Below are 15,527 nucleotides of genomic sequence, written 5' to 3' on the forward strand. Positions count from 1 at the left end.
GCTCGCAGGCGAAAAGGCGGAGAAACGTTAGTGGGGTAGCGCCGGGTCGGATTCATTCTGACGGCGGGCGTCGCGCTCGGCTACCCAGTGCTCCACCAGCTCACGCAGGTTCGACAGCTCCACCGGTTTGGCCATGTGACCATCCATGCCGACTTGCCGCGCACGCTCTTTGTGTTCGGACAAAATGTGCGCAGTCAATGCCACCACCGGGGTGCGCTGGCGTTGCTCCCGGGCTTCCCAGGCGCGCAGTTGTTCGGTGGCGGAGAAACCATCCATCACCGGCATCTCGCAGTCCATTAGCACCAAGTCGTATTGCTGCGCTTTCATGGCGCTGAGGGCTTCTTCGCCGTTGCTGGCGGTGTCCGGTTGCAGGTTAAGTTTGCCCAGCATGCCGCGGATCACTTTGGTGGAAATGGTGTTGTCTTCGGCCACCAGAATGCGGAAGTCTTCTGGGAACTCCTGCGGCGCCGGCATTGGCGCATAGTGGCGCGGTTCCAGCCCCGGCTTGCGCTGCGCCAGCTCGTCGGCAAGGGTGGTTTTCAGTGTGTAGCCGGCCACCGGTTTGGCCAGGATGCGTTTGATACCAGCGTTGCGGGCGATGATTTTGCTCGGCGCGTTGCTGATACCGGTGAGCATGATCAGCAGCACGTCGTGGTTCAGGCTTGGGTCTTCTTTGATCTTGGCCGCCAGCTGCATGCCGGTCATGCCGGGCATTTCCTGGTCCAGAAGCACCACGTCGAAGTATTCGCGGATGTTGGCTTTGGTACGCAGCAACGCCAGCGCTTCCTTGCCGGACGGCACGGCGCTGACGGTCAGGCCCCAGGCGCTGCACTGTTGCAGCAGTACTTTGCGGCAGGTTTCGTTGTCGTCCACCACCAACAGCCGCGCGCCTTGCAGCGGGCCGTCGAGGTCGGCGGTGGGGTTTTCCAGGCGCTCGGCGTCCAGCGGCAGGGTCAGCCACAAGGTATTGCCCTGGTTGCCGCCGCTTTGAATGCCAAAGGTGCCGTTCATCAACCGCACCAATTGGCGGGCGATGATCAGGCCCAGGCGGGCGCCAACGCCGGTGGCGGCGAGGAAGTCTTTGCTGTGTAGCTCGGCGTTGAGCAGGGCGTCGCGCTCGTTGCTGTCCAGCGAGCGGCCGCTGTCTTGCACGGCAATGCGCAGGCGCGGTTCGTCGCCGCTGGTGTCCACGGCCACGACCAACAGAATTTCGCCTTCGTCGGTCTGTTTGAAGGCGTTATCGAGCAGGCTCAGCAGCGTTTGGCGCAGGCGCGTTGGATCGCCGCTGACTACACGCGGCACTTGCGGCTGCATAAAGCTGATGAGTTCGACCTTTTGCTGCTCGGCTTTGGCGCGGAAGATGTCGAGGCAGTCGTCGATCAGTGCGTTGAGGTCGAACTGCACGTCGTCCAGCTCGATCTGCCCGGACTCCAGCTTGGAGATGTCGAGAATCTCGTTGATCAGCGTGAGCAGCTCGTTGCCCGAGCTGTGGATGGTTTGCACGTAGTCGCGCTGTTTGGTCGACAGCTGAGTGCCGAGCAGCAGTTCGGTCATGCCCAGCACGCCATTCATAGGCGTGCGAATTTCGTGGCTGATCTTGGCCAGAAACTCGGCCTTGGCGCGCAACTCGGCCGAACTCGCCGCTTGCTCGCGGCTGTAGTTGAAGTGTTCGTGCTGCAAACGCAACTGCCGTTCGGCCAGCGCCTGGCTTTGCAGAAAGCCGCTGACGGCGGCGAAGCACAGCAGGTTGAAAGCCAGCCAGTCGGAATCGTAAGACCAATAGCCGAACAGCGAGGGCAGGGCGCCGACAAACGCCAGATTGAAGATCAACTGCGCCAGGGTGAACAGGCGCGCCGGTTTGTAGCCGTGCATCCAGTGATACGCCGCTACGGCCATCACGCTCAGGCTGCTGATGGCGGCGAATAGATACACCACGCGGTTGAACTGTACGTGGCTGGCGGCCAGCAATAGCAAAATGAGCAGACCGATGGCAGCGCACTCGGCCAGCAGCAAGCGTCGCCAAACCGCAACGGGCTGCACGCGCTGGAAGAAGTTGAGGGTGAACGCCAGGCTGCAAAGAATCGCCAGCAGAATCGAGATATTCCCCGCTTGCACCTGCAAGCCTGGCCAGCCCACCAGCCACGAGGCGTTGATGCCGAGCAGCGTACTGGTGGTGCCCAGCAGGCTCAGTTGCGCCAGCGCCAGCCACAAACTGCTGCGAATGCGCGTGTAGGCAAAGCGCACCAGGTTGTAAAGCAGCAGCAAGCCAAACGCGGCGAGCAACATGCCGTAAAACAGCGCGCGGCTGTCATCGGCGGCGAAGGCGCTGGTGTCGTCAATGGTGATGGCCGGCCGCAGCGCGTGGCTGCTGGATAGGCGGAGGTAAATATCGAGGGTGTCGTTGCTCACTGGCAGGGGAAGCAGAAAGTCGCGGCTTGGCAGGGGGCGTTCGGCGAGCGGCGTCTGGCTGCCGGTGCGCGTGCTGGCCAGCAGTTCGTCGCCGCGCAGCACGTAGAGATCAAGGTGGCCGAGGTAAGGAGCAAATACCCGCAGCAGGCGTTCGCGGTCTTTGCCTGGCAAGCGCGTGTGCAGCCATTGCGCCACGTTGCCGCCCGGGGTGACCAGTTGTTGGATGTCGACAGGAGAAAAACGGCTGACGCTGTTATCGGCGCGGATGTCGTTGAGTTGCAGGCTGGCGTCGCTGTCCAGCAGCGCAGACCATTGGCCTTGCTCCGCTGCCAGCGCGGGCAGTGGTGAGAGCGCAGCCAGTAGCAGGCTGGCAACAAGTCCTATGGCAATCCTGAGCCCACGCACAATGAAATCCCTTCAACTTTAAGTGCTCGGATTATAGCCAACCTGGCTTGGCCGGTAATACGCAAAAGGCAGCTCAATGAGCTGCCTTTTGTGTGTAATTGCCTACTAATTGGGTAAATAATTCGTCAATCTTCGCCGCGTTCCCGCGCAATGGCCCGATAACCGATGTCGGTGCGGTAGAAACAGCCGTCCCAGTCGATTTTTTTCGCCAGCTCGTAGGCATGTGCCTGCGCGGCGCCAACCGTTTCGCCCAGCGCGGTTGCGCACAGCACGCGACCCCCTGCGGTCACGACCTTGCCATCTTCCAGCGCAGTGCCGGCGTGGAACACTTTGCCCTGCTCGGACACCGCGTCGGCCAAGCCATTGATGGCCACGCCTTTGGCGTAGTCGCCAGGATAACCGCCAGCGGCCAGCACCACGCCCAGGCTCGGACGCGGGTCCCACTGCGCTTCGATTTTATCCAGCGCTTCGGCCAGCGCGCCTTCAATCAGCAGCACCAGGCTCGACTGCAAACGCAGCATGATCGGCTGGGTTTCCGGGTCGCCGAAGCGGCAGTTGAATTCGATGACTTTCGGCTTGCCGGCCTTGTCGATCATCAAACCGGCGTACAGGAAGCCGGTGTACACGTTGCCTTCGGCAGCCATGCCACGCACGGTCGGCCAGATCACTTCGTCCATGGCGCGCTGATGCACCTCGGCGGTGACCACCGGCGCCGGCGAATACGCGCCCATGCCGCCGGTGTTCGGGCCGGTGTCGGCATCGCCTACGCGTTTGTGGTCCTGGCTGGTGGCCATTGGCAGCACGTTCTTACCGTCGACCATGACGATAAAGCTGGCTTCTTCGCCTTCCAGAAACTCTTCGATCACCACGCGCGAGCCGGCGTCGCCAAAGGCGTTGCCTGCGAGCATGTCGCGCACGGCGTCTTCGGCATCTTCCAGCGTCATGGCCACGATCACGCCTTTGCCAGCGGCCAGGCCGTCGGCCTTGATCACGATCGGTGCGCCTTTTTCACGCAGGTAAGCCAGGGCTGGCTCCACTTCGGTGAAGTTCTGGTACTCGGCGGTCGGAATGTTGTGGCGGGCGAGGAAGTCTTTGGTGAACGCTTTCGAACCTTCCAGCTGCGCCGCGCCTGCGGTTGGGCCGAAGCAGCGCAGGTTACGGCTGCGGAACAGATCGACCACGCCCTTCACCAGCGGCGCTTCCGGGCCAACGATGGTCAGGCTGACATTCTTCTCAGCGAAGTCCGCCAATTGCTCCAGCGCCAATACGTCGATGGCCACGTTTTCGCACTTGGCTTCGGTGGCGGTGCCGGCGTTGCCGGGGGCAACGAATACTTTTTCCACACGCGGATCTTGTGCGACTTTCCACGCCAGGGCGTGTTCACGACCGCCACTGCCAATGATCAATACATTCATGCTGCAAGCCTCTATGGTGCGCCGAAGCGCGGGGGGCTAAAAATCAGGCGACGCCTATCGAGGGTGCGATGACGTAGGTAGATGCAAGGCGGATTGGGCTTTTGCGAGCGGAGTTGCCGCCTGGCAATGAGCATCGCAAAAGTCCAATCCAACGCAGCAGATGCCTGCGTCAGCGCAGCCGTCTTAATGTCTAAAGTGGCGCATACCGGTGAAGACCATGGCGATGCCGGCTTCATCGGCCGCTGCAATCACTTCGTTATCGCGCATCGAACCACCTGGCTGGATAACGGCGGTAATACCGTTTTTCGCCGCGTTATCAATGCCATCCCGGAACGGGAAAAACGCGTCGGAGGCCATCACCGCACCCTGCACTTGCAGGCCAGCGTGTTCGGCTTTGATGGCGGCAATGCGGGCGGAGTTAACGCGGCTCATCTGGCCGGCGCCGACACCGATGGTCTGGCGATTCTTGGCGTAGATGATGGCGTTGGATTTCACGTACTTGGCCACTTTCCAGGCGAAGATCAGGTCGTGAATTTCCTGCTCGGTCGGGGCGCGCTGGGTGACCACTTTCAGGTCGTCGGCGGTGATCATGCCGATGTCGCGGCTCTGTACCAGCAGGCCACCGTTAACGCGTTTGTAGTCCCAGGCAGCGGCGCGCTCGGCGTTCCACTGGCCGCACGCCAGCAGGCGCACGTTGGCTTTGGCGGCGACCACTTCACGGGCCTCGGCGCTGACGCTCGGGGCGATGATAACTTCCACGAACTGACGGTCGACGATGGCTTTGGCGGTCGCTGCGTCCAGCTCACGGTTGAAGGCGATGATGCCGCCGAAGGCCGATTCGGTGTCGGTGGCGTAGGCCAGCTCATAGGCCTGACGGATGCCGCCTTCGCTGTCCAGCGCCACGGCCACGCCGCATGGGTTGGCGTGCTTGACGATCACGCAGGCCGGTTTCACGAAGCTCTTCACGCATTCCAGCGCGGCGTCGGTATCGGCCACGTTGTTGAACGACAGCTCTTTACCTTGCAGCTGGGTGGCGGTGGCCACGCTGACTTCGGCTGGCTTGGCTTCCACGTAGAACGCCGCGCTTTGGTGCGGGTTCTCGCCGTAGCGCATTTCCTGGGCCTTGATGAACTGGCTGTTGAAGGTGCGCGGGAATTCGCTGCGGCCTTCTGTGCTCAGGGTTTCAGCGGCCTGGTTAACGGTGCCCATGTAGTTGGCGATCATGCCGTCGTAGGCGGCGGTGTGCTCGAAGGCTTTGAGCATCAGGTCGAAGCGCTGCGCGTAGGTCAGGCCGCCGGCTTTGAGGTTGTCCAGCACGTTGGCGTAGTCGCTGGCGTTCACCACGATGGCCACGTCTTTATGGTTTTTCGCTGCTGAGCGGACCATGGTCGGGCCGCCGATGTCGATGTTCTCGATGGCGGTCGGCAGGTCGCAGCCGGGCTTGGAAATGGTCGCTTCGAAGGGGTAGAGATTGACCGCTACCAGGTCGATCGGCTTGATGCCGTGCTCGGCCATGATGGCGTCGTCGGTGCCGCGACGGCCCAGGATGCCGCCGTGGATTTTCGGGTGCAGGGTCTTAACCCGGCCATCCATCATTTCCGCGAAGCCGGTGTAGTCGGCGACTTCGACAGCAGCTACGCCGTTGTCCTTGAGCAGTTTGAAGGTACCGCCGGTGGACAGAATTTCCACGCCAAGGGCGGACAGCTCACGGGCGAACTCGAGAATGCCGGTCTTGTCGGAAACGCTGATCAAGGCACGGCGAACGGGTAGGCGGGTGGTTTGGTCGGTCATCTCGGTTTCCATCTAAAGCGAAGAAATCAGCAAAAAAGGGCGGCTGTTTGATCAGTCCGCCCTTTTTCTATTGAGTACATGCTTACAAAAGATCGTATTGCTTAAGCTTTTTACGCAGGGTTCCGCGGTTCAGGCCGAGCAATTCGGAAGCCTTGGTCTGGTTGCCCTTGACGTAATTCATCACGGTTTCCAGCAGCGGTGCTTCGACTTCGGAAAGCACCAGGTTGTAGACATCACACACATCTTGCCCATCGAGGTGGGCGAAGTAGTTGTGCAGCGCCTTTTCCACATTGCCGCGCAAGGTCTGGCCTTCGTCGCTGGGTGTGTTGAGGTGCTGTTTCAAATTGACGTTATCGGTCACGGGTGCAATTCCACTCACTAAAGTCTCAGTCATCATCGTCATGCGGCCACCTCTTCTCCATCGTTGTGACGTTCGGCGAAGAACTGCCGAACGCTGGCGCATTGCACGTCCGTGTTTTCCAGACGATTGAATTGGGCGCGAAACTCCCTGGCGCCCGGCAGGGTGGCGAGGTACCAGCCAACGTGCTTGCGCGCGATTCGCGGGCCCATCACGTCACCGTAGAAACTGTGCAATTCGGCCAGATGCTCTAGCAGAATGCGTTCCACCTCATACAGCGTTGGCGCCGGCAGGTGAGTGCCGGTGCGCAGGTAATGCTCGATCTCGCGAAAGATCCACGGCCGGCCCTGAGCAGCGCGACCAATCAACAAACCATCGGCGCCGGTGCTGTCGAGCACCTCACGGGCCTTTTCTGGCGAGGTGATATCGCCATTGGCGAACACCGGAATCGAGACCGCCTGTTTGATCGCGGCGATGGTCTCGTACTCGGCCTCACCGGTGTACAGATCGGCGCGGGTACGACCATGAACGGCGAGGGCGGTGATGCCGGATGCTTCGGCAATACGCGCGACGGTGATGCCATTTTTGTTGTCGCGGTCCCAACCGGTGCGAATTTTCAGGGTTACCGGTACGTCTACCGCGGCCACCACTGCCTGCAAAATCGCACTCACCAACGCTTCGTCTTTTAGCAGCGCAGACCCCGCTGCCTTGTTGCACACCTTCTTGGCTGGGCAACCCATATTGATGTCGATAATTTGCGCGCCCAGCTCCACGTTCGCCCGTGCGGCATCGGCCAGCATCTGCGGGTCGCCACCGGCGATCTGCACCGAGCGCGGCTCGGGATCGTCGGCATGGATCAGGCGCAAACTGGATTTGCGCGTGTTCCACAAACTCATGTCGCTGGTGACCATCTCCGATACCACCATGCCAGCTCCGAGGCGCCGGCACAGCTGGCGAAACGGGCGATCAGTGACGCCCGCCATCGGGGCGAGGATCAACTGATTAGGCAATGTGTATGGGCCGATGCGTACCGCCGACATGGGGCTTCCCTGCTGAGAAAGGCGGATCTGAGACTGCGAAAAAGGGTGGGCATGATACCCGCTCTCGATGACTGGATAAAGGCTGTTTTGGATAAATTATGAACAGTTTTGGCCGGTCAAAAAGTCGCCCAAAGAAAGCCAAAATGGCAAAAAATGTCGTGTGGAAAACTACTCGGGTGAGTGAAAACTCAAGCTGTAATTCACGGCTTTATTGCCTGGATCGAGGATATCCAGAGAGATGTGAATCGGCGTTTGCGGTGGCATTTCGGCCTGGCCCGCCAACTCGCCCGCGAGGTATTCACTGGGTTTGAAGCGACGACTGGCAAGCAGTTGACCGTTGAGGTCGGCGAAGCGAATTTCCAGCAGCGGGAATGGCTGAGCGAAGGTGGCGCGGTTGTAGATAATCGCGTCCACCACCAGCGCGCCATTGAAGTCCGGGTGGCTGCGCACCACCAGGTTGCTGCTTTTGATCAGGCTGATTTCCACCTTGGACGGCAGCTCGCAACCAATGTTGGGGCACATGGCTTCGAACCATGGGCGGTACTGGTCCTGACGGGCCAATTCGTTGAAGTGGTAGGCCACATACTGCGTCGCCAGGGCGGCTGCGCCGATCAGATTGAGCAAGCCCCAGCCGATCCAGCGGCCCCAAGGTTTGCGCTGTTCCTGCCAGTCCAGTTGCAGCGGGTCGTCGGCCAGGTGGAACAGGCTGTCGTCGCGCAAAGCGGGCTCGGCGCGGGACGGTTTGTTCAGGTTCTTAACGGCAGAAAAATCCCGCTCAGGCTCGTGCTCGCGGTCTTCGTCTTCATCGACGGCGCGGTCCAGCTCACGGTCAGCGCTAAGGCGGAAAGCGGGGTCGAGATCGTCGTCTTCATCATCGATATGACCATTGCCGAGCGCTGGTTCGTCTTCGATTGGCGCTGGCGCTACAACCGGAGCAGCGGCCGCTACCGGCTTGGCACGGAAAACCGGAGGTGGCGGAGCGAGGCTCGGCGCCGGCGGTTCGATGCCGTCTTGGCTCGGGCGCGGAGCCGTTTCCTTGCGCAGCAAGGCCTCGGCCCAGCCTTCATCGTGCTGGTCGTCGATGCGATCCGGCGCTTTGAGGAAATCGTCTTTCGCTTTATTGGCGGCGGCGGGAGCCAGGGACAAAAACTCTTGGGACAGCTGAAATTCCTGCTGCTCCAGCTTGGCCAGCTCTTCGTCGAGGCTGTCCAGGTCGAGGTCGTCGTGAATCCACAGCGTTTCGCTGGTGGCTTTGCCTGCGGTGGGAATCGTTGTCGCCGCTGGAGCGGGCGGAGCGGGTGTCGGAGCGGGGGCGGCTACGGCGGCGGCCACTGGCTTGACCGGCGTGGCGACAGCGGGCGCAGGCGCTTTAGGCTGAAGCGGGTTGTCGTCGAGAATCTGCTGCGCGGCATTGAATACATGCAAACACGCCCCGCAACGCACAGCGCCATGCGCGGCACCCAGCTGCGTGCTGCTAACGCGAAAGCTGGTGCGGCAATGTGGGCATTGGGTGACGAAGCTGGCGGTCATGCAGTATTCCGAGGGTGCGCAAAACAAAACGGGGGCTAGTTTAACTCAAGGTTCGCAGCAGGCGAGCCTCAGCGGCGGCGGCCACTGATGCGCACCCAGCCGTCTTTCTCGGCCGTGGGGTCGAGCTCGAACGCATCGGCGTAGGCGGCGCGAACCTCTTCGGCTTGTTCGGCCAGAATGCCCGACAAGGCCAGACGGCCACCTGGCTGCACGAGGGCGGTAATCTGCCCCGCGAGTTGGACCAGTGGACCGGCCAGAATGTTCGCCACGACCACTTCGGCCGGGATGCGCGGCAAATCTTCCGGCAAGTAGAGCGGGAACAACGCCGGGTCAATGCCATTGCGCCCGGCGTTATCGCGCGAGGCTTCGAGCGCTTGCGGGTCGATGTCGGTGCCCACCGCATGTTTGGCGCCCAGTAGCAGCGCAGCGATGGCGAGAATGCCCGAGCCGCAGCCGAAATCCAGGACTTCAACGCCTTGCATGTCCTGGCCATCCAGCCATTCCAGGCACAGCGCCGTGGTCGGGTGCGTGCCGGTGCCAAAGGCCAGGCCTGGGTCGAGCAGCAGGTTCACGGCGTCCGGTTCCGGCGCCGCGTGCCAGCTCGGCACAATCCACAGGCGCTGACCGAAGCGCATGGGCTGGAAGTTGTCCATCCAGCTGCGTTCCCAATCCTGGTCTTCGATGCGCTCGACCTGATGGTCCGGCAGCGTGCCGCCGGTGAGTAACGTCAAATGCGCCAGCAGGTTGGCTTCATCGACATCCGCCTCGAACAACGCCAGCAAGTGCGTGCGCGACCACAGCGGGGTGGTGCCCAGGTCCGGCTCGTAAATCGGCTGGTCTTCGGCGTCCATAAAGGTCACCGAAACAGCGCCTACCGAGAGCAGCGCGTCTTCGTAGGTTTCTGCCTGTTCCGGGCTGATGGCGAGACGGACTTGTAACCACGGCATAACAACAACCTCGAAGCGATACGTAAGAAAACTGGACTGTAGACGACGGGCGTTTAACAGGGCGGCAAGCTTACTTGAGGTGCCGACGCCGCACCAGCCGGGCTTTGCGTGCGATTTAGCCCACGGTAGCCCAGGTGGCAGGCGCCGCCCGCGAGCAGTGCCGGCAACAACAGATTGAGCACCGGCACCAGCGCGATCAGAAAAATCAGCAAGCCGTACGCCAGAATTGCGCCGCGTCGATCGGCGAGCGCGCCCAACTGTTCGTTCGACGTCGCCAGACTGGAAAATGCCGCCGGAATCAGAAAACGCACGTTCAAGTACGCCAGCAGCCCCACCAGCAACACGCCATTGAGCAGAGGAATCAGCAGACAAACCAGCGTGCCCAGCGTAATGCCAAGCCACGGCCCAAGCACGTATCGCACGCCGTGCAGCAGGTTGCTGTCGCGCTCGGCGCGCTGTTGCAACTGCGGATAATGACGAATACAGCGCTCGCGCACCTTGCCCATCAGCACCCAGCGCAGCGCCAGGCGAATGGTCGCGACGATGGCGACGGTATACAGCAGCACAAACAGGATCAGCGCCAGCGCCGCGACATACATCACCAGCATCGCCAGCGGCCCGGCCATGCCGCCCATGCTGCCACCGCCGCCGCCACTCAAACTCGGCAAAAAGCCCAGCACAACGCCGCCGTAAATGATGAACAACGACAGGGCGCCACAGCCGATGCCGATCTGCTCGTAATACTCGAAAAACACCCATGTCCACAGCCCGAACGCCAGGGCGCACAGGCCCGCCGAGCGCAACAGAATGCCAGGGCGAAGGCTGTCGCGAAGGGCCAGTCCCAAGCATTTGAAGGCTTCGGCGAAGGCGGCGAGGGTGTTATCGGCGGCGGCTTTTAGGCCCATGAATCATGTCCTTATGAAACGAGAAAAGGCCGCGGGAAGCGGCCTTTCTGGTGAAGCATTTGAGTCTAACCACCGGGCTCTCGGTTTAAGGGGCTAAGGCCAGGCAAGGCGAAATGTCGCCGACAAGCGCAGCGTACTTAAGTACGTGAGCATTGGCGGTGGCATTTCAACGCAGCATGGCCGACGACCCTTAAACCGACGCGATTAATGGATGCCGAGTTTCTTTTCGAGATAGTGAATGTTTACCCCACCTTTACAGAAACCCTTGTCCCTCACCAGATCACGGTGCAACGGGATGTTGGTCTTGATGCCGTCGACCACAATCTCGTCCAGCGCATTGCGCATGCGCGCCATGGCTTCGTCGCGGGTCGCCCCGTAGGTGATCAGCTTGCCGATCAACGAGTCATAGTTCGGCGGAACGCTGTAGCCGCTGTACAGGTGCGAATCCACGCGCACGCCATTGCCGCCAGGGGCATGGAAGTGCTTGACCTTGCCGGGGCTCGGCATAAAGGTCGACGGGTCTTCGGCGTTGATGCGGCATTCCAGGGCGTGCCCACGGATGACCACATCTTCCTGCTTGATCGTCAACTTGTTGCCAGCGGCGATGCTGAGCATCTCCTTGACGATGTCGATGCCGGTGACCATTTCCGATACCGGATGCTCCACCTGAACGCGGGTGTTCATCTCGATAAAGTAGAAGCGGCCATTTTCGTACAGGAACTCGAAGGTGCCGGCGCCACGGTAGCCAATGTCGATACAGGCTTTAACGCAACGGGCGAACACTTCCTGGCGAGCGGTTTCGTCGATGCCCGGAGCCGGCGCTTCTTCCAATACCTTCTGGTGACGGCGCTGCAGCGAGCAGTCGCGGTCACCCAGGTGAATGGCGTTGCCCTGACCGTCGGACAGCACCTGCACTTCCACGTGACGTGGGTTGGTGAGGAACTGCTCCAGATAGACCATCGGATTGCCGAACGCAGCACCGGCTTCAGTGCGGGTCAGCTTGGCCGATTTGATCAGGTCGTCTTCGTCGTGAACCACGCGCATACCACGACCACCACCGCCGCCAGCGGCTTTGATGATCACCGGATAGCCGACTTCACGGCCGATACGCAGTGCAGTTTCTTCGTCTTCCGGCAGCGGGCCGTCGGAGCCCGGAACGGTCGGAACGCCGGCGGCGATCATGGCGTGCTTGGCCGAAACCTTGTCGCCCATCAGGCGAATGGTGTCGGCTTTCGGGCCGATGAAGGCAAAACCGGATTTCTCGACCTGCTCGGCAAAGTCGGCGTTTTCCGCAAGGAAACCGTAGCCGGGGTGAATGGCGGTAGCGCCGGTCACTTCGGCGGCGGCGATGATCGCCGGAATATGCAGGTAGGATTTGTTAGCGGGGCCAGACCGATGCACACCGTCTCGTCTGCCAGGCCCAAGTGCATCAGTTCGCGGTCGGCGGTGGAGTACACCGCGACAGTCTTGATGCCCAGTTCCTTGCAAGCGCGCAGGATGCGCAAGGCAATTTCGCCGCGGTTGGCGATCAGCACTTTTTCCAACATCGCAGGCTCTCCGCGGTTCAAACGATGGTGAACAGCGGTTGGTCGTACTCAACCGGCTGGCCGTTTTCCACCAAGATGGATTCGATGACGCCGCTGGTTTCAGCTTCGATGTGGTTCATCATTTTCATGGCTTCGACGATGCACAAAATGTCGCCTTTCTTCACCGTCTGGCCCACTTCAACGAAGGCTGGCGAGGTTGGCGCCGGGGTGCGGTAGAAGGTGCCGACCATTGGCGAGCGAACCACGTTGCCATTGAGCTTGGCGGCAACCGGAGCAGCGTCGGCCACCGCAGCGACAGGCGCGACGGGTGCGGCAGCAGGAGCGGGGGCGGCGAACATTTGTGGGGCGGGGGCGTATTGCGGCTGTTTGCCATGACGGCTGATGCGTACGGACTCTTCGCCCTCACGAATCTCCAGCTCATCTATGCCGGATTCTTCCAGCAGCTCGATCAATTTCTTAACTTTACGAATATCCATTAAAAGCAACTCCCAAGGAAAAGGTCAGGGGCGTTCAAGTTGTTCCAGGGCAGCCTCCAGGGCCAGCCGGTAACCGCTGGCGCCAAGGCCGCAGATCACACCTACATGCAACATCCGAAAAGTAGGAGTGATGGCGGAAAGGGTTCGCGCTTGTGCACGTTTGACAGGTGCACTTCGATGAATGGGATGCTCACCGCTAGCAGCGCGTCACGTAATGCGACACTTGTGTGTGTAAAAGCCGCGGGATTGATAAGAATGAAGTCCACCGCCTCGTTGCGAGCGGCGTGAATACGCTCGATCAGCTCGTACTCGGCATTGCTCTGCAAGTACATCAGGTGGTGACCGGCGTCGCGGGCGCGGCGCTCAAGGTCGAGGTTGATCTGTTCCAGCGTGGTGGCGCCATAGACGCCTGGTTCGCGCGTGCCCAACAAATTCAGGTTGGGGCCATGCAGCACCAGCAAGGTGGCCATGTGGAGTTTTCCTTATTGTTTTGCCATTCAACGCTGCGCCGGACTATGCCGCAGGCAGATTGCGCATGTCCAGTTCTACGCAGTACCAAGCACGATAGCAGCAGATTGCTGCAAATATGTGCAGCTCGTCAGCGCGTGGCGGCGCTGCGCAGGCGTTCGGCGAATTGCGCCGCATCAATCTCGCCTACGACACGGATATCCGCCCATTCGTCACCGTTAGGTGCGAAAAACAAAATGGCGGGCGGGCCGAACAGCTTGTAGCGGTTGAGCAGCGTGCGTTGTTCTTCGGTGCTGTCGGTGATGTCGAAACGCACCAGGCGGTAGCGGCCGAGCTGGCTGGTAACTTCCGGCGCGTGCAGCACTTCGCGCTCGATCACTTTGCAGCTGATGCACCAATCGGCATACCAATCGAGCAGCAAGGGTTGATTTGCCGCTTTGGCCGCAGCGAGTGCAGCGTCCAGCTCGGCGGGCGTTTTCACTGTCTGCCAGGTTGTGGCAACGGGTGCAGCGCCGGTAGTGGCGACGGTTTGCGAGGCTCTGCCCAGCGGGCGCAGCGGATCGCTTTCGCCCTGCAGCGCACCGACCCACGCGCTCACGCCATACACCAACAACACTAGGCCGAGCAGTTGCGCCAGCCGAGCGCGCGGCGCTTTGTAGGTGAACTCCAGCGCGCCAAGAAACAGCGCCACGCCCACCGCCAGCAGCCCCCACAACGCCAGCGCGAGGCTTTGGAGGCAGCACGCGTTCGAGCATCCACACCGACACCGCGAGCAGCAACACGCCAAAGGCGTTACGCACTGTCACCATCCAATTGCCGCCTTTGGGCAGCAAGGTGCCGCCGCCAACCGCAAACAACACCAGCGGCGCGCCCATGCCCAGTCCCAAGGCGAACAATTTCAAACCGCCGCCCAACGCATCGCCACTGGCGCTTATATAAAGAAGCGCGCCTGCCAGCGGCGCCGATACACATGGCGATACCAACAAGCTCGACACCACACCCAGCAGCGCGGCACCCCACAACGACCCGCCTTTGGCATTACCGGCCATGCGGTCCAGCGGCTCGCTGATAAAACGCGGCAGGCGAAGCTCGAAGACGCCAAACATGGCCAGGGCGAACACGCCGAAGAACAATGCAAAAGGCACCAGTACCCAGGCAGATTGCAACCGCGCCTGCAAATTCAGCTCGGCGCCGAATATGCCCATTAGCGCGCCCAACACGGCGAAACAGGCGGCCATCGGCAGCACGTAGGCCAGCGACAAGCTCAACCCGCGCAGGCCGCCAATCTGCCCGCGCAGCACCACGCCGGAAAGAATCGGCAGCATCGGCAATACACACGGGGTAAAGGTCAGGCCCAGGCCGGCGACGAAAAACAGCAGCAGCTCATGCCAGCTCCAGCCGTTCGCGGTGGCGCTCGCCGGGGCACTGCTGGCAGCGGCGACGTTCAGCGGCGCAGCTTCGCCGTCCAGTTCCAGTCGCTCGGTTTCCGGCGGATAGCAAAGGCCTTTATCGGCGCAGCCTTGGTAGGTAACAAACAGGGTGTAGGGCAGGTTGTAACTGTTCTTCAGCGGCAGATCGACATCGACGATGGCGTGGTACACCTCCACGTCGCCGAAATACTGATCGTGCTTTTTCTCACCGGGCGGCAATTGTGCCGGACCATTGCCAACGTCGGCCGGCTCGATGCGGAATTTGAATTGGTGGCGATACAGGTAATAGCCGTCGGTGGCGACGAAGCGCAGCGTGACTTTGTCCGCCGTGTTTTGCACCACGCTCAGCTTGAACGCCTCGCGTACGGGCAGAAAGTCGGCGCTGTTATTCAGCGCAGCGCCGAGGGTGGCGCTGGGGCGGCTGTCCAGAAGACTGGCGCTGACCGGCAGGGCGAGCAACAGCAAAAACAGGCTGAGCAGGCGGCGCATGGAAATCTCACTGCAAAGAAAGTGCGCGCAATCATAGCGGAAAGCGTTGGCGCGTGGCCTTGGGCGAATCGACACGGGGAAACGACTGGGTTGGTCGACTGCGCCGCCATCCGTGCTAGCCGGCGTTAAGTTCGCAAGCATAGTCAAATCCGAAACTCTGGATCCCCGCCTGCGCGAGGATGACGGTGGTTGGGTCAGAACACTCCGTCATCCCCGCGAAGGCGGGTATCCAGAATGGCGGGGCGATAGGTGAAAAATAAGGCCGCCCTTAATCGCGTAGTGTCGGTTCGACGGTCCAGAATTGCGGGCGCAACGCC

At 61.2% G+C, this 15,527-nt stretch carries 10 protein-coding genes and 3 pseudogenes; all 13 read right to left on the bottom strand.

Annotated features, from left to right (window positions below; all coding sequences use genetic code 11):
- Positions 1-27: 27 nt before the first annotated feature.
- Entirely contained in the window at positions 28-2,814 is a 2,787-nt protein-coding gene (locus ACZZZP_RS02595) for a hybrid sensor histidine kinase/response regulator (RefSeq protein ID WP_463381706.1), read from the bottom strand.
- A gap of 125 nt (positions 2,815-2,939) precedes the next feature.
- Positions 2,940-4,229 carry a phosphoribosylamine--glycine ligase gene (purD, locus tag ACZZZP_RS02600; RefSeq protein ID WP_463381707.1) on the bottom strand — a complete coding sequence of 430 codons (1,290 nt, stop codon included), beginning with the start codon at positions 4,227-4,229 and terminating at the stop codon, positions 2,940-2,942.
- A gap of 183 nt (positions 4,230-4,412) precedes the next feature.
- Positions 4,413-6,020: a bifunctional phosphoribosylaminoimidazolecarboxamide formyltransferase/IMP cyclohydrolase gene (gene purH / locus ACZZZP_RS02605; protein WP_463381708.1), complete on the bottom strand. Its 1,608-nt coding sequence runs from the start codon at positions 6,018-6,020 to the stop codon at positions 4,413-4,415.
- 82 nt (positions 6,021-6,102) lie between these two features.
- Positions 6,103-6,423 carry a DNA-binding transcriptional regulator Fis gene (gene fis / locus ACZZZP_RS02610; protein WP_108098422.1) on the bottom strand — a complete coding sequence of 107 codons (321 nt, stop codon included), beginning with the start codon at positions 6,421-6,423 and terminating at the stop codon, positions 6,103-6,105.
- On the bottom strand, positions 6,420-7,418 hold the full coding sequence (gene dusB / locus ACZZZP_RS02615) for a tRNA dihydrouridine synthase DusB (RefSeq protein WP_463381709.1): 999 nt from the start codon (positions 7,416-7,418) through the stop codon (positions 6,420-6,422). Before dusB ends, fis begins: the two co-directional genes overlap by 4 nt.
- A 168-nt stretch (positions 7,419-7,586) precedes the next feature.
- Complete coding sequence (locus ACZZZP_RS02620; RefSeq protein ID WP_463381710.1) at positions 7,587-8,948, bottom strand: DUF3426 domain-containing protein; 1,362 nt, start codon at positions 8,946-8,948, stop codon at positions 7,587-7,589.
- A gap of 68 nt (positions 8,949-9,016) precedes the next feature.
- The gene (prmA, locus tag ACZZZP_RS02625) at positions 9,017-9,895 is read right to left on the bottom strand and encodes a 50S ribosomal protein L11 methyltransferase (RefSeq protein ID WP_122493017.1); all 879 of its coding nucleotides are present in this window, start codon (positions 9,893-9,895) and stop codon (positions 9,017-9,019) included.
- A 53-nt stretch (positions 9,896-9,948) separates the two neighbouring features.
- On the bottom strand, positions 9,949-10,800 hold the full coding sequence (locus tag ACZZZP_RS02630; protein WP_463381711.1) for an EI24 domain-containing protein: 852 nt from the start codon (positions 10,798-10,800) through the stop codon (positions 9,949-9,951).
- Between the two features lie 204 nt (positions 10,801-11,004).
- Positions 11,005-12,347, bottom strand: a pseudogene (gene accC, locus ACZZZP_RS02635) (acetyl-CoA carboxylase biotin carboxylase subunit).
- A 17-nt stretch (positions 12,348-12,364) separates the two neighbouring features.
- Complete coding sequence (accB, locus tag ACZZZP_RS02640; protein ID WP_463381712.1) at positions 12,365-12,823, bottom strand: acetyl-CoA carboxylase biotin carboxyl carrier protein; 459 nt, start codon at positions 12,821-12,823, stop codon at positions 12,365-12,367.
- Positions 12,824-12,847: 24 nt separating this feature from the next.
- Positions 12,848-13,293 (bottom strand): annotated as a pseudogene (gene aroQ, locus ACZZZP_RS02645) (type II 3-dehydroquinate dehydratase).
- Positions 13,294-13,421: 128 nt separating this feature from the next.
- Positions 13,422-13,988, bottom strand: coding sequence for a thioredoxin family protein (locus ACZZZP_RS02650; protein ID WP_463536926.1), 567 nt, complete (start codon positions 13,986-13,988; stop codon positions 13,422-13,424).
- A 13-nt stretch (positions 13,989-14,001) separates the two neighbouring features.
- Positions 14,002-15,351 (bottom strand): annotated as a pseudogene (gene dsbD / locus ACZZZP_RS02655) (protein-disulfide reductase DsbD); the annotation flags it as partial.
- Positions 15,352-15,527: the final 176 nt, after the last annotated feature.

The sequence above is a fragment of the Pseudomonas sp. AC211 genome (genome assembly GCF_979258055.1).

Bases quoted from the DNA above. Each gene is read 5' to 3' on its own strand.
- purD (WP_463381707.1), bottom strand. From the start codon at position 4,229: ATGAATGTATTGATCATTGGCAGTGGCGGTCGTGAACACGCCCTGGCG.
- purH (WP_463381708.1), bottom strand. From the start codon at position 6,020: ATGACCGACCAAACCACCCGCCTACCCGTTCGCCGTGCCTTGATCAGC.
- fis (WP_108098422.1), bottom strand. From the start codon at position 6,423: ATGACGATGATGACTGAGACTTTAGTGAGTGGAATTGCACCCGTGACC.
- dusB (WP_463381709.1), bottom strand. From the start codon at position 7,418: ATGTCGGCGGTACGCATCGGCCCATACACATTGCCTAATCAGTTGATC.
- ACZZZP_RS02620 (WP_463381710.1), bottom strand. From the start codon at position 8,948: ATGACCGCCAGCTTCGTCACCCAATGCCCACATTGCCGCACCAGCTTT.
- prmA (WP_122493017.1), bottom strand. From the start codon at position 9,895: ATGCCGTGGTTACAAGTCCGTCTCGCCATCAGCCCGGAACAGGCAGAA.
- ACZZZP_RS02630 (WP_463381711.1), bottom strand. From the start codon at position 10,800: ATGGGCCTAAAAGCCGCCGCCGATAACACCCTCGCCGCCTTCGCCGAA.
- accB (WP_463381712.1), bottom strand. From the start codon at position 12,823: ATGGATATTCGTAAAGTTAAGAAATTGATCGAGCTGCTGGAAGAATCC.